Here is a 21,293-nt window from a genome sequence, read left to right on the forward strand (position 1 = left end):
GATCAGAGCCGGAAACGCAGGCTGACGCGCTGCCCGCGCCGCAACAGGTCGAGAACCAACCAGCCCTGCGTGCGGCCCATCAGATCGACCACATCCTGCGGCGCCGTGACCGCTTCGCCGTTGATCCCGAGCAAGACATCGCCCCGCTGCAGCCCTGCCCGTGCGCCATAAGGCCCCGGATCGGCGATCACCACACCTTCGGCCGAGAGCGGCAGCTGCATATCCACGATAAGCCGCGGGTTGATGCGCGCCACCGTCAGCCCCGGCAAGGGACTGCGCTCACCCAGCTGGACCGGGTTGGCCGCCGGGCTGTCCGGCGCGCTATACATCTCGACCCGCACCACCTCTTTCTCACCGCCGCGCCAGCGCGCCACGTCCGAGCTGCCGCCGAGACCTGCAATGGTCATGCGGAACACCATCTCGGAGGGTGAATTTACCGGCTCGCCGTCCACCTCGATCACCACGTCACCAACCTCAAACCCGGCCTTGGCAAAGGGGCTTTCGGGGTGGAGTTCGGAGATCAGCATGCCTTCGGGGCGTGGCATCCCCAGCGAGGCCGCCAGATCCGCATCCACCGGCTGCCCGGTCATCCCCGCCCAGGGGCGCTGAAAGCTTTCCGCGCCCGCGCGAGCCTGATGCAGGAACTCCCGCACCAGATTGGCCGGAATGGCAAAGCCGATGCCGTTGGATCCGCCCGAGCGGCTAAGGATCCGGGTGTTGATCCCGATGAGCTCGCCATTCACGTCGATCAGCGCCCCACCAGAGTTGCCGGGATTGATCGGCGCGTCGGTCTGGATGTAATAGCCGAAACCTTCTCCGGTGCCGGTGCCCGTGCGCGCCAGCCCCGAAATGATACCGCTACTGACCGTCTGCCCCACACCAAAGGGATTGCCGATGGCCAGGGCCAATTCGCCGACCTCAACCTGATCGCTGTTGCGCAGACTGAGGAACGGCAGGCCCTCTGCCTCTTCAAGCCGCAGGATCGCCAGATCGCTGGCCTGATCTGCGAGAACCACGCGGGCGTCATATTCGTGCCGGTCAGTGGTCACGACGCGGATTTCCGTCGCCATGCCGACAACATGATAATTGGACACCACGATGCCATCCTCGGCAAGGATCACACCTGACCCCAATGAGTTCTGCACCCGGGGGCGAGGGTTGGAAAAACTGCGGAAGAAATCGTCAAAGAAGGGATCGCCCGCGAAGGGGGACGCCTGCGGCGCCTCGGTCACGATCTTGGCGTAGATATTGACCACTGCGGGGGCCGCCTGTTTCACAAGCGGCGCAAACCCAAGTGAAATCTCAGCCTGCGACTGCGGCACCCGCGTTTCGGCGGGGGCCTGCGTCCCCAAAGCAAGAGCCAGCATCAGAGCGGTCAAAACAGCGCGGATCATATCGCCTCCATTCCTCGGTCAGAACAGGATATGCGGAGGCTGGCGGCGGAATGCAAGCGCAGCAACGGCGCCAGTCGCGGTCCCCTGCCGGACCGGCACGCGAGGACAGAAATGAAAAAGCCCCTGCAGGCACAGCTGCAGGGGCCAGAATGACAGACCGTTGTGGCCTGTAATTTATTATTCGTCGTCGGCAGCCGCTTCGGCTTCGGCAACGCGCGCCTTGTCGGCAGCGCCCTTGGCATTCACGTCGCGGTCAACGAATTCGATGATCGCCATCGGCGCCATGTCGCCATAACGGAAGCCGGCTTTCAGGATACGGACGTAGCCGCCCTGACGATCCTTGTAGCGCGGGCCCAGAACGTCGAACAGTTTCGACACATACTGGTCTTCCTTCAGACGCGAGGCGGCGTTCCGGCGGGAGTGCAGGTCGCCTTTTTTCGCCAGCGTGATCAGTTTTTCAACGATCGGACGCAGTTCTTTTGCCTTGGGCAGAGTGGTTTTGATCTGCTCATGCTCGATGAGCGAGCCAGCCATGTTTGCAAACAGAGCCTTGCGGTGCTCATGGGTGCGGTTCAGGCGGCGATATCCACGTGCGTGACGCATTTTCTAGTTCCTTCTAAAGGTTTTGCTTTGTCTGTCAGCCGATGCGTGTCAGCTGCTCTCCTTGGGGCGGGTTTGCCCTGATTGTCCCCACCAGCGTGGGCATTTGTAGTTGGGGAGGACTTTCGCCCTCCCCTTATTCTCAGAACGAATCTTCGAATTTCTTGGCCAGATCTTCGATGTTGTCCGGCGGCCAGTCCTCGACATCCATGCCAAGATGCAGGCCCATGCCCGACAGCACTTCTTTGATCTCGTTCAGCGACTTGCGACCAAAGTTCGGCGTACGCAGCATCTCTGCTTCGGTCTTCTGGATCAGATCGCCGATGTAAACGATGTTGTCGTTCTTCAGGCAGTTTGCCGAACGTACCGACAGTTCCAGCTCGTCCACTTTCTTCAGCAGAAGCGGGTTGAACTCGAGACCATCGTCCTCGTCCTGGCGGCCAGCCGATTCCGGCTCGTCGAAGTTGACGAAGATCGACAGTTGGTCCTGCAGGATGCGCGCAGCATAGGCCACGGCGTCGTCCGGCGTAACGGAACCATCGGTTTCAACCTTCATGGTCAGCTTGTCATAGTCCAGAACCTGACCTTCACGGGTCGGCTGAACGTCGTAGGAGACCTTTTTCACCGGCGAGTAGATCGCATCGATCGGGATCAGACCGATGGGTGCGTCTTCCGGTTTGTTTTTCTCTGCCGAAACGTAGCCTTTGCCGGTGTTGACGGTCAGTTCCATGAACAGGTCCGCACCATCGTCAAGGTGGCAGATCACGTGGTCACGGTTCAGAACTTCGATACCGGCGCTTTCCGAGATATCACCAGCGGTGACAACTGCGGGGCCTTTGGCATTGATCGACAGGCGCTTGGGGCCTTCGACTTCCATGCGCAGCGACACACCTTTGAGGTTCAGGATGATGTCGGTGACATCTTCGCGAACGCCAGCGACGCTGGAGAATTCGTGCAGAACATTGTCGATCTGAACGCTGGTGATGGCTGCGCCTTGCAGCGAGCTCATCAGGACGCGGCGCAGTGCGTTGCCCAGTGTCAGACCAAAACCACGCTCAAGCGGCTCTGCAACGATGGTTGCCTGCCGTGCGGGGTCATTGCCCGGCTTCACGTCAAGCTGTGTCGGCTTGATCAGCTCTGCCCAGTTTTTATGGATCATGCAGTCCCTCCATTCCTGTCCGTACCCCATGTCCGAAGGTGCAGACGCCCGAGGTTTAAAATGACGTACCGGGGCCCGACAAATCAAGCGGGGCCCCAGCGAAAGTCGTAAATAATTAGACGCGGCGGCGCTTTGGCGGGCGGCAACCGTTGTGCGCGATCGGGGTCACGTCACGGATCGAGGTGATGTTGAACCCGATTGCGGCCAGGGCGCGCAGTGCGGATTCACGACCCGAACCGGGGCCCTGAACTTCGACTTCGAGGGTTTTAACACCGTGATCCTGAGCTTTTTTGCCTGCATCTTCTGCAGCCATCTGCGCGGCATAGGGCGTGGACTTACGGGAGCCCTTGAAGCCCATGGTGCCAGCGGAGGACCAGGAAATTGCGTTACCCTGAACGTCAGAGATCAGGATCTTGGTGTTGTTGAACGAAGAGTTCACATGTGCAACGCCGGTGGCGATGTTCTTGCGCTCTTTACGCTTCGTGCGGGATTTATCGCGTGCCATTAATCAAACCCTCCCTTACTTCTTCTTACCAGCGATGGCCTTTGCGGGGCCTTTGCGGGTGCGAGCGTTGGTGTGGGTCCGCTGACCGCGAACGGGCAGGTTACGACGGTGGCGCAGGCCACGGTAGCTACCCAGGTCCATCAGACGCTTGATGTTCATGGTCACTTCACGACGCAGGTCACCTTCAACGGTGTAGTTCGCGTCGATGTGCTCACGGATGGCCAGAACTTCGGAGTCGGACAGCTCGTTGACGCGACGGGTTGCGTCGATGCCAACGGCTTCACAGATGGCTTTCGCCGAAGTGTTGCCGATTCCGGTGATATAGGTGAGGGCGATGGGGACCCGTTTGGCAGTCGGGATGTTTACGCCGGCAATACGTGCCACGTGTCACTTTCCTTTTCGTTGCGGTTCCGTAACTCCAGAACCTTTTTTCACAACACCTGATGACGCCCTGAGAGGCTTTTCATCAGATAATGTATCGAGGTACTCAGGCGGCACGGAATCGGGCCGCCTGGATTGATTCCCAAGAGGGATGGGCTTCCCTATTGAGAATTGCGCATGTCGTCAACCCAGCGCCCGGCGGAAACGTCAAAGTTTGTGGGGTCAGCGGCAACATCCCTCCCCGGCGCCTGCGTGGTGCCCGGTTGGCGTCAATCCGTGCAGGAATAGAACCGCGTCGTGTATTCGTTGCTGTCGAACAGTGCGATCTCTCCCGGGGCTTCTTCACTCATCACGAAGGTAAACAAGGTTGGCATGAAAACCGGGCCCGGCGTCTGGCAATGCCCCACATGGGTTGTGACCTGATACCCGTCCCAATGATACTGCAGATCCGGCTCGAAACTGCAGAAATACCCCATCGAGCTGAAGCCATCCTTTTCCAGGATCAGCCCACCGTCATTGGCAAAATCCATCAACCGGTCCTGCTCCTCTGCGTTTGTCGGGCAGGCGGCGGGATCATTGACGAAATAGCGCTCGGCAAATCCGGGGGACGTCATCGCCATACATAAGACAGCCGCGGCAGTGATCACGGAACGGGTGGGAGACGTCATTGGCAAGGTCCTTTTACAAGATCCGCCCATCCTTCCCTGCTCGCCTTACCAAAACGAAAAGAGCCGGGACAGGCCCGGCTCTTTTTCCATTCTGTGCTGACATTTCAGATCAGTCGAGGACCTTGGCGATAGAGGCCTGAACCTCGTCGATGGATGCCAGACCGTCGATCTTGTTCAGCTTGCCCTTGGCATAATAGTAGCCGATCAGCGGCGAGGTCTTCTTGTAGTATTCCATCAGACGGGTCTTGAGGCTTTCCTCATTGTCGTCCGCGCGCCGTTTGACGTTGGTGCTGCCGCAGTTGGCGCACTTGCCATCGGCCGGCCAAGGTTTGGTCTCATCATGGTAGACTTCACCGCAATCGCCGCAGGTCGACCGGCCGGTGATACGTGCCACCAGCGCAGCGTCATCGACCGCCATTTCAACAACGGCATCCAGGCTCTGCCCCATTTCGGCCAGAAGGTCGGTCAGCGCATCAGCCTGCCCCAGCGTGCGCGGGAAGCCGTCAAAGATGAAGCCTCCCTCGGCGCCTTCGGCGATTTTCTCACGGATCAGACCGATGACGATCTCGTCCGTGACCAGCTCACCGCGGGCGATGACCTCGGCCACCTTCTTGCCCATCTCGCTGCCGCTGGCCTGCGCATCGCGCAGCATGTCACCAGTGCTGAGCTGTACCATGCCCCGGGTTTCCACCAGATGACGGGCTTGCGTGCCCTTACCCGCGCCCGGCGGGCCCAAAAGAATGATATTCATCGACGAGCGGGCCCCCGTTTTGTGCGTTTCTTGCTGCGGCCACGCAGCTGGCTTTTCTCGATCAGACCTTCGTACTGATGCGCCAGCAGATGGCTTTGCGCTTGCTGGATCGTGTCCATGGTCACCGAGACAACAATTAGAACCGAGGTGCCGCCAAAGTAGACCGGAATGGCGAACTGACCGCGCAGGATTTCCGGCAGCAGGCAGACAGCCGCCAGATAGGCCGAGCCCAGAACCAGAACGCGGTTCACCACGTATTCGATATACTCAGCGGTTTTCTTGCCCGGGCGGATACCTGGGACAAAGCCGTTCTGGTTCTTCAGGTTCGTCGCCACTTCGTCAGGTTTGAAGGAGACGTTGAAGGTGTAGAAATACGCGAAGAACACGATCATCGACACGAAGAACAAGAGGTACAGCGGTTGACCGGGACCAAAGTTGGCCAGCAGCCAGGACATTACCGGACCAGAGGCAGAGCCCGACGAGAAGGTAGAGATCGTGGTCGGAAGCAGCAGCAGCGAGGAGGCGAAGATCGCCGGGATCACGCCCGCCGGGTTCACCTTGACCGGCAGATGCGACGAGCCGCCATCATAGACCTTCATGCCCACCTGACGGCGGGGGTATTGAATGTGAATCTTGCGCAGGGCGCGTTCCATGAACACCACGAACATGATTACCGCGACAACCATCACGATCACGCCGATCAGAACCGCCGGGCTGATGGCACCGGAGCGGCCGGAGGCAAAGAACTGCGCGATGGCTGCGGGAACCTCGGCGATGATGCCGACAAAGATGATCAGGGAGATACCGTTACCGATGCCCCGCTGGGTGATCTGCTCGCCCAGCCACATCAGGAACATGGTGCCGCCCACCAGGGTAATCATGCAGGCCAACCGGAAGTACATGCCAGGGTCGGTCGCAAGATCGCCGGACTCCAGCGACACCGCCAGACCGTAGGCCTGCGCCGTTGCCAGCGCGACAGTGCCGTAACGGGTGTACTGGTTGATTTTCTTGCGGCCCTGATCGCCTTCTTTTTTTAGCTGTTCCAGCGCCGGAACCATGGAGGTGAGCAGCTGAACGATGATCGATGCCGAGATGTAAGGCATGATCCCGAGGGCAAAAATGCCCATCCGTCCAAGCGCACCGCCGGTAAACATCGACACCATGCCGCCGATGCCCTGCCCCGCCGACTCCATAAATTCGCGCAGTGCCGAGGCATCAATGCCCGGGACCGGAATGAATGTGCCAAGACGGTAGACGATCAATAGGCCGAGGGTGAACAGGATGCGGTTGCGCAGATCCTTGGCCTTGCCGAGCGCGGACCAGCTGGTGTTCGCCGCCATTTGTTCTGCTGCTGATACCATGAAATGGGTCTCTTTTTGCGAAAACGCCGCCCGGAACCGTTTTCCGGCTCGGGCGGCGTATGGAAAAACTGTGACCTATGTAAGCGGCATCGGCGCCGCTCACAAGCCGTTACTCAGCAGCAGCTGCTGTCGCCACGGTCAGGGTGCCGCCCGCTTTTTCAACTGCCGCGATGGCAGATTTGGACGCGCCGGTCACGGTGATGTTGGATTTGGCCGAGAAATCGCCTTTGGCCAGGATCCGCACACCGTCTTTTTTGCGGCGCAGCAGGCCCGATTCGACCAGCGAATCTTCGGTGATGGTTGCCGCGTCCAGCTTGCCCGCGTCGATGAACTTCTGGATCAGGCCCAGGTTCACAACAGCGAAAGTCTTGCGGTTCGGCTTGGTGAAGCCACGCTTAGGCAGACGTTGGTAGAGGGGCATCTGGCCGCCTTCGTAGCCATTGATCGAAACACCCGAACGGGATTTCTGACCTTTGATACCACGGCCACCCATTTTACCTTTGCCGGAGCCCGGGCCACGGGCCACACGGGTGCGTTTCTTGGCGGCGCCGGGATTGTCGCGCAGTTCATGAAGTTTCATATCGCTTCTCCTTGCCGGATGTGACCCCTGAAGCGTAAGCGGGCCAACCTCGGCTCTTCTTGATTGTTGATTCTGTGGCTTGGATTGCCACCGGGGGCGTATAGACGCTGTGCCGGGCGATATCAAGCCCTGCCTCCGGGTACGCCCCCCCTGTCCGCCCCAGGCTTCCCGCGCAAGGCGACGCCGGACAAATTAAAAACGCCCCTGCGCAGGGCAGAGGCGTCTTTCGATCCCGGCCAGTCCGGGGGAGGCAATAAATCAGGCCGGGCTATGGTGTCCGATCAGTTGCCGTAAGCGTGCAGCCGGGCAATGTTGCTGATATCGCAGCGCCGCACACCGATATCGGCCAGCTCGCGGTTGGACAGGTTTTCCAGTTCCGCATAGGTGCGCCGGTATTCGGACCGGCGGGCCAGAGTGGTGCGGAAGTTCGCAACTGCGGCGCGGATGCGGGCGCCAAAGGAATAGGTCGGGGTAGCGGAAGTTGTATAGGCCATCGTCGTCGTCCTTGATCTCGGCAAAACCGGGATCCCTTCCCGGCTGGTCGTTCATGTCTGTTTTGTGACACCGGGGAGATAGGTCGCATTTCATGACCTAACAACCGACACTAGCGTTTGACCGCTATGCGTTTTCGGAATGGCTATAAAACAGGCGACAGTGGGGATTTTGCCCCCATCCGTGCAGATAATCGCAAATCTCCCGAGAAATCCGCCGAATTACGTGAACTGCTTCACATTTCGCGCTTGCACATCGTGATAGCGGGCGACGAATTGTAACAGTTTTTTAACAAGGCGGTTTCGGAATGATTGCGGGTCGGGACCTCGGTATAGCTACCTCTTATCTCAACTCAGGGGCCTACAAACCGGCCCTGAAGATTGCAAAACGCCTGCAAAAGACGACTCCGCGGGATCCACAGCCGTTTAACATCGCTGGCATCTGTCTTTCGGCCATGAACAAGCTGCCCGAGGCGATCGCACAGTTTCAGCGCGCGATGAAGATTGACCCCGGCTTTGTCGACGCCCGGCACAACCTTGCGCAGACGTTGATTCTGGCAGGGCGCCACGCTCAGGCGATCAGGGTCGTCGAACCCTTGCGTGATGGCGACGCGACAGCCTGTTTTTTTCTGGCTCAGGCCCATGTGCAACTGGGCGATCTCACCGCGGCAGAGGTTGCGATCAATCAAGCGGTGACCTTGCGCCCGTCATTTGCGCCTGCCCAAAATCTGCGCGGCCTGATCCTTGCCAACCTCGGCGAAGAGACGGATGCAATCGCGGCCTACGAAGCGGCGCTAGCGCTCGATCCGAACAACGTGGAAACCCTCGTCAACATCAGCCTCCCGCTGGCCCGCCAGAACAGACACGCCGAAGGCCACGAGATGGTTGAACGCGCCGTTCAGCTCGCGCCCGAGCACATTGGTGCCCGGCTCCGGCTCGGAACCTCATTCATCGAGGCCGGACGGTTCGAAGAGGCCAAAGAACAATTCCGGGCTGTCCTGGCCCTGCAGCCCGCGCAGACACAGGCGTTTGAACAATTGTCGCTGTTGCTCGACAGGGACGAGATGAAAACCCTGGTCGGCCCCGCACAAAAGGCGCTCGGCAAACTCCGCTCAGGCTCGGTCGAAGCTGCCGAACTGCAGTTTGCCTTATCCCGGATCGAAGATGCCACGGGCGACCGGCAGGCCGCCGCCAAGGCGCGCGAGCGTGCAAACGGTATCCTTGCAAAACAAATGCCCTATGACGCAGAGGAGGACACCCGGCAGACTGAGCGCATCCTGAGCCGCTTTCCGGACATCACTCCCTCTCCGACCGACAAACCCGACGGACCATATCCCATCTACGTCCTCGGCCTACCCCGCTCCGGCACCTCGCTGGTCGAGGCAATGCTGAGCCGCCTGCCAAATGTGGAAACGATGGGCGAACGCGCGGCAACCGGGTTTCTGGTTCAAGATTTCGTGAGCAACGACATTCCGTTTGATGCCGAGGCGGCGCGCATTTTTGCCCATAAAGATGCAGCGCGGCTGCCCCCCTGCCCTGACGATACGCGCGCCTATGTCGACCAGATGCCGGAAAACTACCGCTACATCGGGTTTCTCAAAACGGCCTATCCGCATTGCAAGATCGTGCACGTACGGCGTGACCCACGCGACGTGGCCTTGTCGATGTGGAAATCGCACTTCACGGGTACAGCCCTGTCCTACACCTACGACCAGACGGCCTTGGCGTGGCGCGTCGGCCTATATGCGCGCCTCATGCAGCACTGGCAAACCGTATTCCCGGATCAGATCCTGACGGTCGACTACGAAGACCTTGTTGCAGACCCGGTGGCGGGCAGCCGCGCACTTGCAGATTATTGTGGGCTGGAATGGTTACCGGAAATGGCCGCGCCGGAAGGTAGCAGCGCACCGACCCTGACGATGAGCGCCTCTCAGATCCGCCAGCCGGTACACCAAAGATCCATTGGCGGTTGGCGTGCGCAGGCCGATGAATTGGCTGAATTCCTTGAGGCCCTAGACACGAGCCTGTGGCCGGATCTCGCGCACTGATCTGACGCCTCCGCGCCATTTCACTTTTCGCAAAGCCCAGCAGAGACCGTTCAAACGAAAAACGCCCCCGCAATGCGGAGGCGTTTGTCAGACTATGCCGGGTAAGGCTTAGCCTTTTTCTTCAACGATCTCGACCATGTGCGAAATCTTGTTGATCATGCCACGCACGGCCGGGGTATCTTCCAGCTCGCGGGTTTTATGCATCTTGTTGAGGCCCAGACCGATCAGCGTCTGACGCTGTTTGGCGGGGCGACGGATCGGGGAGCCGATCTGCTTTACAACGATGGTTTTAGCCATGTGTCCGTCTCCTTACGCTTCAGCGGCTTCGGCAGCCGGTGCTTCGTCCCGCTTGGGCAGGATGTCGGCGACCTTTTTGCCACGACGCTGTGCAACGGCACGCGGGCTCTGCTCTTTGGTCAGGCCGTTGATGGTTGCGCGGATCATGTTGTAGGGGTTCTGCGAGCCGATCGACTTGGACACAACGTCCTTGACGCCCAGCATTTCGAACACGGCACGCATCGGACCACCGGCGATGATACCGGTACCTTCCGGAGCGGTGCGCATGACGACCTTGCCGGCACCGTGACGACCGTTCATGTCGTGGTGCAGGGTGCGGCCTTCTTTCAGCGGCACACGGATCATCTGACGCTTGGCCTGCTCGGTCGCCTTACGGATGGCCTCGGGCACTTCTTTCGCCTTACCCTTGCCAAAGCCGACGCGGCCTTTCTGATCGCCTACGACGACGAGCGCGGCAAAGCCGAAGCGCTTACCGCCTTTAACGGTTTTCGACACGCGGTTGATCGCAACCAGGCGATCTGCAAATTCCGGTGTTTCTTCTTCGCGGCGGCCACGGCCACGGCGGTTTTCACGTTCTGCCATGAGGCATTCCTTTCTGACTGGCGCGTCCAACAGGCGGGGCGCCGGTTATCTCAATCCTGGTGAAGGACCCCATGCAGGCTCCCTCCCGGATCATCGGGGCGGCGAAACCGCCGCCCGCAAGTCTTAGATCTTCAGACCACCTTCACGCGCAGCGTCGGCCAGAGCCTTCACCTTGCCGTGGAACAGGAAGCCGCCACGATCGAAATAGGCCTCGGAGACGCCTGCCGCCTTGGCGCGCTCGGCGATAACCGAACCCACTTTGGTGGCTGCTTCGACGTTGTTCTTGCCAACGAAGCCGAGATCTTTTTCCAGGGTCGAGGCCGCTGCCAGGGTCTTGCCCTGCACATCGTCGATCAGCTGAACCGAGATGTTCTTGTTCGAGCGGTGCACGGACAGGCGTACACGGCCTGCGTTGACCTTGCGAAGTTTGTTCCGGACGCGCAGGCGACGCTTCAGAAACAGGGTACGTTTGCTGTTTGCCATTTTGCTTGTCCTTACTTCTTCTTGCCTTCCTTGCGGAAGATAAACTCACCCTTGTAGCGGATGCCTTTGCCTTTGTAGGGCTCGGGACGGCGCCATTCGCGGATTTTCGCCGCGACTTCGCCCACCTGCTGCTGGTCGTTACCTTCCACAACGATTTCGGTCTGCTTCGGTGCGGTAATGGTGATACCTTCCGGAGCAACGAAGTCGACGTCGTGGCTGTAGCCGAGGTTCAGTTTCAGGGTGTTGCCCTGAACCTGCGCCCGGTAACCCACACCCTGGATCTCCAGCTCTTTTTTGAAGCCGGTGGTCACGCCGGTCACGAGGTTCGCGACCATGGTGCGGGACATGCCCCACTGCTGACGGGCACGTTTGGACTTGCCGCGCGGCTCGACCATTACAACGTTGTCGTCAACGGACAGGGTGACGTCGTCGGTGGCGGTGAAGCTACGGGTCCCTTTCGGGCCTTTCACTTCTACGGTCTGGCCGGATACCGAAGCGGAAACGCCGCTGGGCAGTGCGACCGGTTTTTTACCAATACGGGACATCTGTAAGCCTCCTTAGAAGACGGTGCAGAGCACTTCGCCGCCGACGTTGGCTGCGCGTGCGTTTGCGTCCGACATCACACCCTTGGGGGTGGAGACAATCGACACGCCCAGGCCCTGACGGACCGACGGGATGTCATTGACGCCCATGTAAACGCGACGACCGGGTTTGGAAACCCGCTTCAGTTCACGAATGACAGGTTCGCCATCGAAGTATTTCAGGCTGATTTCAATAGCCGGGTGGCCATTTTCACCAGTGGTCTTCTCATAGCCGCGGATGTAGCCCTCGTCCGCCAGCACATCCAGAACCCATGCCCGCAGCTTGGAAGCCGGGGTCAGGACGGTGGATTTACCGCGCAGCTGAGAGTTACGGATACGGGTGAGCATATCGCCGATAGGATCGTTCATATCTGTCTCTCCCTTACCAGCTCGATTTCACCATGCCGGGGATCTGGCCGTTCGAGCCCAGTTCCCGCAGAGCGATACGGCTGATCTTCAGCTTACGATAGTAAGCGTGCGGACGGCCGGTCAGCTGGCAGCGATTGTGCAGACGAGTTGCCGACGAGTTGCGCGGCAGTTTCGCCAGTTTCAGACGCGCTTTGAAACGCTCTTCCATCGGGCGGTTTTCGTCATTCGCGATTTCTTTCAGCTCGGCGCGCTTTGCGGCATATTGTGCCACCAGGCGCTCGCGCTTCTTTTCGCGTTCGATCATGCTTTTCTTAGCCATGTCTCTTCCTTCCCGCGCTTAGCTGTTGAAGGGCATGTTGAAAGCTTTCAACAGCGCCTTTGCTTCCGCGTCGGTTTTCGCGGTGGTGGCAATCACAATGTCCATGCCCCAGGGCTCATCGATCTTATCGAAATCGATTTCCGGGAACACCATGTGCTCTTTCAGGCCCATGGCGTAGTTGCCACGACCGTCGAACGAGTTACCCGATACGCCGCGGAAGTCACGGATACGAGGCATTGCGATGGTGATCAGGCGGTCCAGGAATTCGTACATCCGTTCGCCGCGCAGGGTCACCTTGGCGCCCATCGGCATGCCTTCGCGAACGCGGAAGCCGGCGATGGAGTTCTTGGCCACAGTGGTCAGAGCTTTCTGGCCCGCGATTGCGGTCAGGTCAGCCTGGGCCGACTTGGCTTTCTTGCTGTCTTTGACGGCAGCACGGCCACAGCCGATGTTCAGAACGATCTTGTCCAGCTTGGGGATCATCATCTCGTTCTTGTAGCCGAATTCCTCTTTCAGGGCGCCACGGATGGTGTCCTTGTAGAGATCCTTCAGACGCGGGGTGTAGTTAGCGGAATCAAGCATCGATCACGTCCCCCGTGGTCTTGGCAAAACGCACTTTCTTGTCGCCTTCCATGCGGAAGCCAACGCGGGTTGCTTTGCCGTTTGCGTCCAGCAGAGCCAGGTTCGACAGGTCGATCGGCAGTGCCTTGGGCAGGCGGCCGCCCTGTGCAGTCTGGGACTGACGGGTGTGACGGATCGCCATGTTCACGCCGTCAACAACAGCTTTACCGGCTTTGGGATCAACGGAGGCGATGGTGCCTTCTTTGCCCTTGTCCTTACCGGCCAGCACGACGACCTTGTCGCCTTTGCGGAGTTTAGCAGCCATGATTACAGCACCTCCGGAGCAAGCGAGATGATTTTCATGAAGTTCTTCGCGCGCAGCTCACGAACAACCGGGCCAAAGATACGGGTACCGACCGGCTCGTTGTTGTTGTTCAGGATAACGGCAGCGTTGCGATCGAAACGGATCGCGGTACCGTCTTCGCGGCGGACTTCTTTGGCGGTACGTACGACGACGGCCTTACGGACGTCACCTTTCTTTACGCGACCGCGCGGGATGGCTTCCTTGACCGAGACGACGATGATGTCGCCAACGGATGCGTATTTACGCTTGGAACCACCCAGAACCTTGATGCACTGAACTCGGCGAGCGCCGGAGTTGTCAGCAACATCCAGATTTGTTTGCATCTGGATCATGTGGTTTCTCCCGACCTTTGGGGCAGCGATGCGTGCTGTGATCCCCCAGGGTTTCGACTGTGCTAAAAAGCCTAGTCGCCAGGAGCCTCAGGTGAGGCTCTTAGGCTTCCAGAACTTCCCAGCGTTTCGTTTTCGATTTCGGCGCGCATTCGATGATGCGTACGGTGTCGCCGACCTTGAAAGCGTTCTTTTCATCGTGAGCCCGATACTTCTTGGACTTACGGATGGTTTTCTTCAGAACCGGATGCGTAAAGCGGCGCTCGACGGACACGGTCACGGTTTGTGCGTTTGCGTCGGAGGTCACGACGCCTTGCAGGATACGTTTGGGCATCAGAGTAGCTCCTTATTCAGCCGCTGCTGCGGCTTTTTCGTTCAGGATGGTTTTAACACGGGCTGCGTTGCGGCGGGCCGCACGTACAGCAGCGGTGTTTTCCAGCTGACCGGTTGCCTGCTGAAAGCGCAGGTTGAAGCTCTCTTTTTTCATGGATGCAAGCAGATCGCGGAGTTCATCCACGGTCTTTTCGCGCAGATCATTGGCGTTCATCGCCTTTGTTCCTTTTCCTTGGCACCAGAGGGCCCCTTTTGACGGGTCACCCTTGCGTCTGGTGGGTTATGTAGCCCATGCCCGCATCAGATACGGGCACAGAAAATGGAGCACCGCGACTCATCACTGAGCGCGGTGATGGGTCCGTATAGGAGAGTTGGTGGTTGGGGGCAAGGGAAAGATGTAGCTCGCGCAAAACACGCGGCAGCGAGCCATACAAGCCGATGCGCAAAACTTCGTACGCCGTTTAAAGTCAGCCTGGAACGGGCTGACTGTCCGGGCCGCGCCCGACCCTGCCGACGGGAGGGCGCTTCACGCCGCCCCCGGGTCAGGTGCCACACTGAGGTTTCGCATAGCCTCGCGGCCAGTGGGCTCCGCCCGTTCGCGCCTGAAATGATCCCCCGGATCATTTCCAAGACGGCGCTCACTCCCACTTATAATTGAAGCTGACCGAAATCCGCTCGTCTTCGGCCATGTTCAGCGGCACCTCGTGGCGGATGAAGCTCTCCCACAAGAGCACATCGCCCACCTTGGGGGACTGGTAGACGAATGTCTTCAGCTCCTGGCGGCAATCCTTGCGGCGTGGCGGGTGGGCCATCATCATCGCGTGGCGCGGATCCTCCAGCTTCAGCGCACTGGCGCCTTCGGGCATGGACACATAGGTGGTGCCGGAGATCACCGAATGCGGGTGGATGTGGCTGGCGTGGGTGCCGCCCTCGGGCAGGATGTTGATCCACAGATCCTCCAGGACCAGCGCGCGATCATCCAGATCCAGCTCCAGGTCCTCGGCAAAGGCCGCCACATGGGCGTCCAGCGATTTCACCAGATCGGCGAAGATCGGGAACCGCCAGGGCAGATCCGTCAGCGAGGCATATGAGGTATAGCCGGGATAGCCGTTCTCCTCGCACCAGTCCTGCCCGGCCTCATCATCACCGGCGATGACAAGGCAGGAGTTTTCAAGTTCGCCTGCGTCGATGTTCGGCCCGTGTTCGGACAAAGCAGCGCGGTAGAGACGAGTAACGAAGAGAGAGTCGATCTGTGCCATAGCTGCCTTTTATCCCTGCCCGGCGCACTTTTGCGAGTCCCAATTGGTTGGACCGCGCAATGGAACCCACTGCGGACAACGTCCACCACATCGGGGCATATATCAGCACGGCCAGCCATGACACGCTGGCAGACCAGCCATGCCCAGACCGCCACTGGGACGCAACACAATATTAGTGCGGCACTGCTACCCTGACCCGGTATGACCTGAGTTCCGGTTGTCACTTAGCATCCCAACTTACCGAGTGCCCCAACAATGAAGTTCAAAATAACCATCAATCTCGCCATCCTGTCGATCATCGTGCTGGCCGCCGGCATCATGTTCACCCTGGCGGGCATTTCTCTTTATACCCATCAGGTTCGCGACGACATGCAAGTCCGGGCCGCTGAGATCGAAGCGGTCGACATGTCTCTTGTCGATCTGGAGCAGCAGTTTCTTTCGGCCCGCCGTGCTGAAAAGGACTTCCTACTGCGCAAAGACGAAAAATACACAAAACTCCATGCCACGAGCATGGATCAGTTGGCGTCGACCTTTGACGGCCTGAAGGAAAATATCGCCCGGGTTCCCGAGCTGCGGTCTACCGCCGCCACGCTGCCTGAACTGGAAACCGCGATCGCCGCCTATGGGGCGGCCTTTCTAAGCCTGGCAGACAGCAACCGCCGCCTGGGGCTTGATGAGGATGACGGATTGCAGGGCAATCTGCGGACAGCGGTGAAGAACGTCGAAAGCGAATTGCAGGGCCTCGAACAGCCCGAAATGCAGGTCAAAATGCTGATGATGCGCCGCCACGAGAAGGACTTCATCATGCGCAAGGATCCGAAATATCTGGAACGGCTGAACGCACGTGTCGATGAGTTCCACACCTTTCCCGAAAGCTATTACGCGGATCGCGCGCAGTTTCAGTTGATATCGGATCTGATGGACACCTATCAGACGTCTTTTGCGGCCTATGTTGATGAGACCCTGAAAGAACAGGGTCTCCGGAGACAAATGTCAGAGACCTATGCCGCTGCTGAACCTTTGGTCGAAGCCCTGCACAAAGAGTCCCGTATCGTCATGGGGCAGATCCTTGCCGACACCGCCGCGATCAGCGAACAGGCCGCCAGTAACTCGACCCGCGCAGGTCTGGGCGGCGCAGCCGTTTTCATTGTGCTCGCGCTGCTTCTGGCACGCGGGATTTCCCGACCCCTGAAACGCACCGACATGGTTTTGAAAAAGATGCGGGAAAACGATTTCACCCCTGCACTCCCCAAGACCCCCATCCGAGAAATCTCGGCAATCGCCGAGGCGGTTGGTGACTTCCGCAAGGATGAGGAAATCAAGCACCGGATGACCAAGGACATCGCCCGCGTGATCGACGCCTGCGCTGAAGGCGATTTTTCCAAACGGGTGGATACGGCCGACAGCAGCGGCATGTTCGCAGAACTGGGCAACGGGGTGAACGCCATTGGCACCGTCGCCGAAAAGGGACTGAAGGACGTTCAAGAGGTGCTCAGCGGCCTGGCCACCGGTGACCTGAACCAAGCGATGCAACCGGGGCAAAAAGGCGTGTTCCGGGAAATCTCTGATGCGATTGATCACCTGACCGACAGTCTTGATGGTATGATCCGGCAACTGACCGGCAGCAGCGAAATGCTGAACAACACCGCCAACGAGATTTCATCCGCCATGAACGATGCCTCGCGGCGCGGCGAAACCTCCGCCGCCGCGCTGGAAGAAACCGCTGCCGCGCTGCAGACCGTCAGCGACACGGTGCGCGACACGGCCTCCAGCGCGCAGGACGCCAAATCGCTGGTCGACAATGCCCAGAATAATGCGGAAGGTACCCGCTCCATCGCGGAGCAGACCGTCACGGCCATGCAGCGGATCAAGGATTCCTCGGATGCGATTTCCAAGATCACCGACATGATCGACGATGTCGCCTTCCAGACCAACCTGCTTGCGCTGAACGCCGGGGTCGAGGCCGCCCGCGCCGGAGAAGCCGGACGCGGCTTTGCCGTGGTCGCCTCCGAGGTCCGCGCCCTGGCACAGCGGTCGTCGGCTGCCGCTCAGGAAATCAACAACCTGATCAACACCAGCAGGGGCGAGGTGACCGTCGGCGTGAAACTGGTTGATGAGACTGGCGAGTCCCTTGCAAAGATCGTGCAGACCATCATCCAGGTCGTGGAGCGCATGAATACGATTGCCGACAATACGGTGGAACAGTCCAACGGGCTGACTGAAGTCAATGTCGCTGTCGACTCGCTCGACAAAGATTCCCAAAAAAGCGCGGCCATGCTGGAACAAACTTCCGCTGCGGGTCAGCTGCTGCAGCAGGAGGCACACCGGCTGTTTGAGGCGATCTCGGGTTTCCGCCTGAAAGGCAGCCCCGCACAACATGGCTCTGCCCCAGCCGCCCAGCAGCAAGACGATTGGGCCGCATAGGCCGGACGCTCTGGTCCTGCCGCCCCCCGGATTGACGCCCTGACGCGCAAAACAATGGCCCGCTCTGCACTCCGCCGAGCGGGCCAATTGCTGCGTTCTGGCCACAGCACCACGCCCCACGCCATACTGCCGTTCGCCTCAGGAAGGCAGACGGATTTTCCGGGAGTGACCACAAAGAAAAACCCCCGCCAATTTCTCGGCGGGGGTTTCTGATTTTCCAAAGAGCCTGGGCTTACCAGTCCTCGCGAACCACGACGCGGGTCTTGATCGGCAGCTTCATCGCAGCAAGGCGCAGAGCCTCGCGGGCGATGTCGTCATTGACGCCATCGATTTCGAACATCACGCGACCGGGCTTCACTTTGCATGCCCAGTAGTCGACGGAACCTTTACCTTTACCCATACGAACTTCGACGGGCTTGGAGGTTACCGGGGTATCCGGGAAGATCCGGATCCAGACACGACCCTGACGTTTCATGTGACGGGTCATGGCACGGCGTGCAGCTTCGATCTGACGGGCAGTTACGCGCTCGGGCTGCAGAGCCTTGAGACCGTAGGTGCCGAAGTTCAGGTCAGAACCACCTTTGGCGAGACCGGAAATCCGGCCTTTGTGCATTTTGCGGAATTTCGTACGCTTTGGTTGAAGCATCTCATCCCCTCCTTAGCGACGACCGCCACCAGCACCACGGGGTGCAGGGCCGTCCTGGATTTCCTGAGACTTACGATCACGCGCCTGCGGGTCATGCTCCATGATCTCGCCTTTGAAGATCCAGACCTTGATCCCGATGATCCCGTAGGGGGTCATGGCTTCGGAGTGAGCGTAATCGATGTCGGCGCGCAGGGTGTGCAGCGGCACACGACCTTCACGGTACCATTCGGTACGAGCGATTTCAGCACCACCCAGACGACCCGCGACGTTCACCCGGATACCCAGGGCGCCCATGCGCATTGCGTTCTGAACGGCACGCTTCATCGCGCGACGGAAGGACACACGACGTTCCAGCTGCTGAGCGATGGACTCGCCAACCAGCTGTGCGTCCAGCTCGGGCTTGCGCACTTCAACGATGTTGAGGTGCAGTTCCGAGTCGGTCATCGCTGCCAGCTTCTTGCGCAGGACCTCGATATCGGCGCCTTTTTTGCCGATGATCACGCCCGGACGCGCGGTGTGAATGGTCACACGGCACTTCTTGTGGGGGCGTTCGATGATCACGCGGGCCACACCGGCCTGCTTGCACTCTGCCTTGATGAACTCACGCAGTTTCAGATCTTCCAGCAGAAGATCACCGTAGTCCTTGGTGTCGGCGTACCAACGGCTGTCCCAGGTGCGGTTCACCTGCAGGCGCATGCCGACCGGATTGACTTTATGTCCCATTAGGCTTGCTCCTCAACTTGACGCACCTTGATGGTGATCTCAGCGAACGGCTTCAGGATCTTGCCGAAACGACCACGGGCCCGCGGGCGACCGCGTTTCATGGTCATGTTCTTGCCAACCCATGCCTCGGCGACGATCAGTTCATCGACGTCCAGGTTGTGGTTGTTCTCGGCGTTCGCGATGGCGGACTGAAGGCATTTCTTCACGTCCTGCGCGATCCGCTTGTTCGAGAAAGTGAGGTCGGTCAGAGCCTTGTCCACTTTCTTGCCACGGATCATCTGAGCCACCAGGTTCAGTTTCTGCGGGCTGGTCCGAAGCATGCGGGTTTTCGCCATTGCTTCGTTGTCGGCCACGCGGCGGGGATTTTGTACCTTGCCCATGACTTACTTCCGCTTCGCTTTCTTGTCCGCAGCATGACCATAATAGGTCCGGGTCGGCGAATACTCACCGAACTTCTGACCGATCATGTCTTCCGAGACGTTGACAGGGATGTGTTTCTTACCGTTGTACACACCAAACGTCAGACCCACGAATTGGGGCAGAATGGTGGAACGACGCGACCAGATCTTGATCACTTCATTGCGGCCCGATTCACGTGCAGCTTCGGCTTTCTTAAGCACATAGCTGTCGACGAAAGGACCTTTCCATACAGAGCGAGACATAGATTAACGTCCCTTCTTCTTGGCGTGACGCGAGCGGATGATCAGCTTTTGCGACGCTTTGTTTTTGTTGCGGGTGCGCTTACCCTTGGTCGGCTTACCCCACGGGGTCACCGGGTGACGACCACCCGAAGTCCGGCCTTCACCACCACCGTGCGGGTGGTCGATCGGGTTCATAACGACACCACGGACCGAGGGACGCTTGCCCTTGTGGCGCATACGACCAGCTTTACCGTAGTTCTGGTTGCTGTTGTCAGGGTTGCTGACGGCACCAACGGTGGCCATGCATTCCTGACGGACCATGCGCAGTTCACCCGAGGACAGGCGGATCTGAGCGTAGCCACCATCACGGCCAACGAACTGAGCGTAAGTACCGGCTGCACGGGCGATCTGGCCGCCTTTGCCGGGCTTCATTTCGATGTTGTGAACGATGGTACCGATCGGCATGCCCGAGAACGGCATTGCGTTGCCCGGCTTGATGTCTGCCTTCGCGGAGGCGATGACCTTGTCACCCACTGCCAGACGCTGCGGAGCGAGGATATAGGCCTGCTCGCCGTCTTCGTACTTCACCAGTGCGATGAAGGCAGTACGGTTGGGGTCATATTCAATGCGCTCGACGGTCGCGGCGACATCAAATTTATTCCGTTTGAAGTCAACGATCCGGTAAAGACGCTTTGCGCCACCACCACGGCGGCGAGAAGTGATCCGTCCGGTGTTGTTCCGGCCGCCCGATTTGGTCAGACCCTCAGTGAGAGATTTGACCGGACGCCCTTTCCAAAGCTCCGAACGGTCGATCAGAACCAGCCCACGCTGGCCCGGCGTCGTCGGTTTATACGACTTAAGTGCCATGCTTTCTGTCTTCCGTTTAGCTACGATGGGTTTCCCCATCGCTGCAGTGCCTTAGGTTCTTGTCTTTGGCACCGCTATGTTAAAGCCCCCTGATGTGCCGTGTGCGGCGGTTCAGGTGACCGATGTAGAGGGCCCCGAAGGTCCCAGGTTCGTCAGCATCCCGACAAAAGTAACAGCCCCGGACGAATCCGAGGCCTTCAGGATTGGAGCCATGTAGCAGAGGTTGCAGAGGGTGGCAATGGGGAAGGCAGCCTATGCTCTAAGTAAGATTGTTCCAAACCTCTTGAAAACTCTCATAGTCCATGCGCAACCGTAAGTATTGAATCCTTGAGAACTTCTGAAACTCAGATGGATCTTCCGCTCTCTTCGCACCAAGCGTATCGCGCAGAAATTTAAGCGCGTCCATCGCCTCAACTAATCTAGCACCGTAGACTGGCTCATGATGAGCAACGTGACCTGCCCCCCGCAAAATCCCTCACCATGAAGTAGAGTCTGCCCAACCTATGTAGGAGCAGACGAATGCGTAAGAGCCGTTTCACCGAGGCGCAAATCATCGGGATGATCAAAGAGCAGGAAG

General features: G+C 59.1%; 29 protein-coding genes. 2 read left to right on the forward strand and 27 right to left on the reverse strand.

The features are described from left to right. Positions 1-2: 2 nt before the first annotated feature. The 10 genes from AAFO90_RS13845 to AAFO90_RS13890 form a co-directional block, all read right to left on the reverse strand. Complete coding sequence (locus tag AAFO90_RS13845) at positions 3-1,394, reverse strand: trypsin-like peptidase domain-containing protein (RefSeq protein WP_347509758.1); 1,392 nt, start codon at positions 1,392-1,394, stop codon at positions 3-5. A gap of 177 nt (positions 1,395-1,571) precedes the next feature. Further along, positions 1,572-1,997: a 50S ribosomal protein L17 gene (gene rplQ / locus AAFO90_RS13850; protein ID WP_065271446.1), complete on the reverse strand. Its 426-nt coding sequence runs from the start codon at positions 1,995-1,997 to the stop codon at positions 1,572-1,574. Between the two features lie 139 nt (positions 1,998-2,136). Beyond that, positions 2,137-3,153 (reverse strand): DNA-directed RNA polymerase subunit alpha, encoded by a 1,017-nt coding sequence (locus tag AAFO90_RS13855; protein ID WP_065271447.1) that lies wholly within the window; start codon positions 3,151-3,153, stop codon positions 2,137-2,139. 115 nt (positions 3,154-3,268) lie between these two features. After that, the gene (gene rpsK, locus AAFO90_RS13860; protein ID WP_065271448.1) at positions 3,269-3,658 is read right to left on the reverse strand and encodes a 30S ribosomal protein S11; all 390 of its coding nucleotides are present in this window, start codon (positions 3,656-3,658) and stop codon (positions 3,269-3,271) included. 15 nt (positions 3,659-3,673) lie between these two features. Further along, on the reverse strand, positions 3,674-4,042 hold the full coding sequence (rpsM, locus tag AAFO90_RS13865) for a 30S ribosomal protein S13 (protein WP_065271449.1): 369 nt from the start codon (positions 4,040-4,042) through the stop codon (positions 3,674-3,676). 266 nt (positions 4,043-4,308) lie between these two features. Further along, on the reverse strand, positions 4,309-4,707 hold the full coding sequence (locus tag AAFO90_RS13870; protein WP_347509759.1) for a hypothetical protein: 399 nt from the start codon (positions 4,705-4,707) through the stop codon (positions 4,309-4,311). A 109-nt stretch (positions 4,708-4,816) separates the two neighbouring features. Then, a complete protein-coding gene (locus tag AAFO90_RS13875; RefSeq protein WP_347509760.1) occupies positions 4,817-5,458 on the reverse strand; it encodes an adenylate kinase in 642 nt (213 codons plus the stop codon). Beyond that, positions 5,455-6,819, reverse strand: a complete 1,365-nt coding sequence (secY, locus tag AAFO90_RS13880) for a preprotein translocase subunit SecY (protein WP_065271452.1) — start codon at positions 6,817-6,819, stop codon at positions 5,455-5,457. Before secY ends, AAFO90_RS13875 begins: the two co-directional genes overlap by 4 nt. A 109-nt stretch (positions 6,820-6,928) precedes the next feature. After that, positions 6,929-7,399, reverse strand: a complete 471-nt coding sequence (rplO, locus tag AAFO90_RS13885; RefSeq protein ID WP_065271453.1) for a 50S ribosomal protein L15 — start codon at positions 7,397-7,399, stop codon at positions 6,929-6,931. A gap of 281 nt (positions 7,400-7,680) precedes the next feature. Then, positions 7,681-7,893 carry a DUF1127 domain-containing protein gene (locus tag AAFO90_RS13890; protein ID WP_274830252.1) on the reverse strand — a complete coding sequence of 71 codons (213 nt, stop codon included), beginning with the start codon at positions 7,891-7,893 and terminating at the stop codon, positions 7,681-7,683. 305 nt (positions 7,894-8,198) lie between these two features. Between AAFO90_RS13890 and AAFO90_RS13895 the strand changes: the two genes are divergently transcribed. Then, complete coding sequence (locus tag AAFO90_RS13895) at positions 8,199-9,938, forward strand: sulfotransferase (RefSeq protein ID WP_347509761.1); 1,740 nt, start codon at positions 8,199-8,201, stop codon at positions 9,936-9,938. A gap of 108 nt (positions 9,939-10,046) precedes the next feature. On the opposite strand, the gene rpmD is transcribed toward AAFO90_RS13895, so the two are convergent. The 12 genes from rpmD to AAFO90_RS13955 form a co-directional block, all read right to left on the reverse strand. Then, entirely contained in the window at positions 10,047-10,235 is a 189-nt protein-coding gene (gene rpmD, locus AAFO90_RS13900) for a 50S ribosomal protein L30 (RefSeq protein ID WP_065271456.1), read from the reverse strand. A gap of 12 nt (positions 10,236-10,247) precedes the next feature. Then, the gene (rpsE, locus tag AAFO90_RS13905; RefSeq protein ID WP_065271457.1) at positions 10,248-10,817 is read right to left on the reverse strand and encodes a 30S ribosomal protein S5; all 570 of its coding nucleotides are present in this window, start codon (positions 10,815-10,817) and stop codon (positions 10,248-10,250) included. Between the two features lie 123 nt (positions 10,818-10,940). Beyond that, a complete protein-coding gene (gene rplR / locus AAFO90_RS13910) occupies positions 10,941-11,300 on the reverse strand; it encodes a 50S ribosomal protein L18 (RefSeq protein ID WP_065271458.1) in 360 nt (119 codons plus the stop codon). An 11-nt stretch (positions 11,301-11,311) separates the two neighbouring features. Further along, complete coding sequence (rplF, locus tag AAFO90_RS13915) at positions 11,312-11,845, reverse strand: 50S ribosomal protein L6 (protein ID WP_065271459.1); 534 nt, start codon at positions 11,843-11,845, stop codon at positions 11,312-11,314. Between the two features lie 12 nt (positions 11,846-11,857). Further along, the gene (rpsH, locus tag AAFO90_RS13920; protein WP_065271460.1) at positions 11,858-12,250 is read right to left on the reverse strand and encodes a 30S ribosomal protein S8; all 393 of its coding nucleotides are present in this window, start codon (positions 12,248-12,250) and stop codon (positions 11,858-11,860) included. 13 nt (positions 12,251-12,263) lie between these two features. After that, positions 12,264-12,569: a 30S ribosomal protein S14 gene (gene rpsN, locus AAFO90_RS13925; protein WP_065271461.1), complete on the reverse strand. Its 306-nt coding sequence runs from the start codon at positions 12,567-12,569 to the stop codon at positions 12,264-12,266. An 18-nt stretch (positions 12,570-12,587) separates the two neighbouring features. Beyond that, the gene (rplE, locus tag AAFO90_RS13930; RefSeq protein WP_065271462.1) at positions 12,588-13,151 is read right to left on the reverse strand and encodes a 50S ribosomal protein L5; all 564 of its coding nucleotides are present in this window, start codon (positions 13,149-13,151) and stop codon (positions 12,588-12,590) included. Then, the gene (gene rplX / locus AAFO90_RS13935; RefSeq protein ID WP_065271463.1) at positions 13,144-13,455 is read right to left on the reverse strand and encodes a 50S ribosomal protein L24; all 312 of its coding nucleotides are present in this window, start codon (positions 13,453-13,455) and stop codon (positions 13,144-13,146) included. Before rplX ends, rplE begins: the two co-directional genes overlap by 8 nt. A 2-nt stretch (positions 13,456-13,457) precedes the next feature. Next, positions 13,458-13,826 (reverse strand): 50S ribosomal protein L14, encoded by a 369-nt coding sequence (rplN, locus tag AAFO90_RS13940; protein ID WP_005621870.1) that lies wholly within the window; start codon positions 13,824-13,826, stop codon positions 13,458-13,460. 100 nt (positions 13,827-13,926) lie between these two features. Beyond that, positions 13,927-14,157 carry a 30S ribosomal protein S17 gene (gene rpsQ / locus AAFO90_RS13945; RefSeq protein WP_008555996.1) on the reverse strand — a complete coding sequence of 77 codons (231 nt, stop codon included), beginning with the start codon at positions 14,155-14,157 and terminating at the stop codon, positions 13,927-13,929. 12 nt (positions 14,158-14,169) lie between these two features. Further along, entirely contained in the window at positions 14,170-14,370 is a 201-nt protein-coding gene (rpmC, locus tag AAFO90_RS13950) for a 50S ribosomal protein L29 (protein ID WP_192965376.1), read from the reverse strand. Positions 14,371-14,794: 424 nt separating this feature from the next. Further along, entirely contained in the window at positions 14,795-15,415 is a 621-nt protein-coding gene (locus tag AAFO90_RS13955) for a TIGR02466 family protein (RefSeq protein WP_347509762.1), read from the reverse strand. A 255-nt stretch (positions 15,416-15,670) separates the two neighbouring features. Here AAFO90_RS13955 and AAFO90_RS13960 point away from each other — a divergent pair, with 255 nt between their 5' ends. Further along, positions 15,671-17,839, forward strand: a complete 2,169-nt coding sequence (locus tag AAFO90_RS13960; RefSeq protein WP_347509763.1) for a methyl-accepting chemotaxis protein — start codon at positions 15,671-15,673, stop codon at positions 17,837-17,839. 232 nt (positions 17,840-18,071) lie between these two features. Here AAFO90_RS13960 and rplP read toward each other — a convergent pair whose 3' ends face one another. The 5 genes from rplP to rplB are packed head-to-tail and all read right to left on the reverse strand — an operon-like array spanning position 18,072 to position 20,716. Next, a complete protein-coding gene (gene rplP / locus AAFO90_RS13965) occupies positions 18,072-18,485 on the reverse strand; it encodes a 50S ribosomal protein L16 (RefSeq protein WP_065271467.1) in 414 nt (137 codons plus the stop codon). A gap of 12 nt (positions 18,486-18,497) precedes the next feature. Next, a complete protein-coding gene (rpsC, locus tag AAFO90_RS13970; protein ID WP_065271468.1) occupies positions 18,498-19,208 on the reverse strand; it encodes a 30S ribosomal protein S3 in 711 nt (236 codons plus the stop codon). After that, positions 19,208-19,588 carry a 50S ribosomal protein L22 gene (gene rplV / locus AAFO90_RS13975; protein WP_065271469.1) on the reverse strand — a complete coding sequence of 127 codons (381 nt, stop codon included), beginning with the start codon at positions 19,586-19,588 and terminating at the stop codon, positions 19,208-19,210. Before rplV ends, rpsC begins: the two co-directional genes overlap by 1 nt. A gap of 3 nt (positions 19,589-19,591) precedes the next feature. After that, positions 19,592-19,870 (reverse strand): 30S ribosomal protein S19, encoded by a 279-nt coding sequence (gene rpsS, locus AAFO90_RS13980; RefSeq protein ID WP_065271470.1) that lies wholly within the window; start codon positions 19,868-19,870, stop codon positions 19,592-19,594. A 3-nt stretch (positions 19,871-19,873) separates the two neighbouring features. Further along, complete coding sequence (gene rplB, locus AAFO90_RS13985) at positions 19,874-20,716, reverse strand: 50S ribosomal protein L2 (RefSeq protein WP_065271471.1); 843 nt, start codon at positions 20,714-20,716, stop codon at positions 19,874-19,876. Positions 20,717-21,293: the final 577 nt, after the last annotated feature.

Origin of the sequence: Phaeobacter sp. CAU 1743, from assembly GCF_039839315.1 — a bacterium.
Classification (GTDB): Bacteria; Pseudomonadota; Alphaproteobacteria; order Rhodobacterales; family Rhodobacteraceae; genus Phycobacter; species Phycobacter gallaeciensis_A.

Coding starts and splice junctions, on each gene's coding strand:
- AAFO90_RS13845 (WP_347509758.1), bottom strand. CDS start 1,394: ATGATCCGCGCTGTTTTGACCGCTCTGATGCTGGCTCTTGCTTTGGGG.
- rplQ (WP_065271446.1), bottom strand. CDS start 1,997: ATGCGTCACGCACGTGGATATCGCCGCCTGAACCGCACCCATGAGCAC.
- AAFO90_RS13855 (WP_065271447.1), bottom strand. CDS start 3,153: ATGATCCATAAAAACTGGGCAGAGCTGATCAAGCCGACACAGCTTGAC.
- rpsK (WP_065271448.1), bottom strand. CDS start 3,658: ATGGCACGCGATAAATCCCGCACGAAGCGTAAAGAGCGCAAGAACATC.
- AAFO90_RS13870 (WP_347509759.1), bottom strand. CDS start 4,707: ATGACGTCTCCCACCCGTTCCGTGATCACTGCCGCGGCTGTCTTATGT.
- AAFO90_RS13875 (WP_347509760.1), bottom strand. CDS start 5,458: ATGAATATCATTCTTTTGGGCCCGCCGGGCGCGGGTAAGGGCACGCAA.
- secY (WP_065271452.1), bottom strand. CDS start 6,819: ATGGTATCAGCAGCAGAACAAATGGCGGCGAACACCAGCTGGTCCGCG.
- rplO (WP_065271453.1), bottom strand. CDS start 7,399: ATGAAACTTCATGAACTGCGCGACAATCCCGGCGCCGCCAAGAAACGC.
- AAFO90_RS13890 (WP_274830252.1), bottom strand. CDS start 7,893: ATGGCCTATACAACTTCCGCTACCCCGACCTATTCCTTTGGCGCCCGC.
- AAFO90_RS13895 (WP_347509761.1), top strand. CDS start 8,199: ATGATTGCGGGTCGGGACCTCGGTATAGCTACCTCTTATCTCAACTCA.
- rpmD (WP_065271456.1), bottom strand. CDS start 10,235: ATGGCTAAAACCATCGTTGTAAAGCAGATCGGCTCCCCGATCCGTCGC.
- rpsE (WP_065271457.1), bottom strand. CDS start 10,817: ATGGCAGAACGTGAAAACCGCCGTGGCCGTGGCCGCCGCGAAGAAGAA.
- rplR (WP_065271458.1), bottom strand. CDS start 11,300: ATGGCAAACAGCAAACGTACCCTGTTTCTGAAGCGTCGCCTGCGCGTC.
- rplF (WP_065271459.1), bottom strand. CDS start 11,845: ATGTCCCGTATTGGTAAAAAACCGGTCGCACTGCCCAGCGGCGTTTCC.
- rpsH (WP_065271460.1), bottom strand. CDS start 12,250: ATGAACGATCCTATCGGCGATATGCTCACCCGTATCCGTAACTCTCAG.
- rpsN (WP_065271461.1), bottom strand. CDS start 12,569: ATGGCTAAGAAAAGCATGATCGAACGCGAAAAGAAGCGCGAGCGCCTG.
- rplE (WP_065271462.1), bottom strand. CDS start 13,151: ATGCTTGATTCCGCTAACTACACCCCGCGTCTGAAGGATCTCTACAAG.
- rplX (WP_065271463.1), bottom strand. CDS start 13,455: ATGGCTGCTAAACTCCGCAAAGGCGACAAGGTCGTCGTGCTGGCCGGT.
- rplN (WP_005621870.1), bottom strand. CDS start 13,826: ATGATCCAGATGCAAACAAATCTGGATGTTGCTGACAACTCCGGCGCT.
- rpsQ (WP_008555996.1), bottom strand. CDS start 14,157: ATGCCCAAACGTATCCTGCAAGGCGTCGTGACCTCCGACGCAAACGCA.
- rpmC (WP_192965376.1), bottom strand. CDS start 14,370: ATGAACGCCAATGATCTGCGCGAAAAGACCGTGGATGAACTCCGCGAT.
- AAFO90_RS13955 (WP_347509762.1), bottom strand. CDS start 15,415: ATGGCACAGATCGACTCTCTCTTCGTTACTCGTCTCTACCGCGCTGCT.
- AAFO90_RS13960 (WP_347509763.1), top strand. CDS start 15,671: ATGAAGTTCAAAATAACCATCAATCTCGCCATCCTGTCGATCATCGTG.
- rplP (WP_065271467.1), bottom strand. CDS start 18,485: ATGCTTCAACCAAAGCGTACGAAATTCCGCAAAATGCACAAAGGCCGG.
- rpsC (WP_065271468.1), bottom strand. CDS start 19,208: ATGGGACATAAAGTCAATCCGGTCGGCATGCGCCTGCAGGTGAACCGC.
- rplV (WP_065271469.1), bottom strand. CDS start 19,588: ATGGGCAAGGTACAAAATCCCCGCCGCGTGGCCGACAACGAAGCAATG.
- rpsS (WP_065271470.1), bottom strand. CDS start 19,870: ATGTCTCGCTCTGTATGGAAAGGTCCTTTCGTCGACAGCTATGTGCTT.
- rplB (WP_065271471.1), bottom strand. CDS start 20,716: ATGGCACTTAAGTCGTATAAACCGACGACGCCGGGCCAGCGTGGGCTG.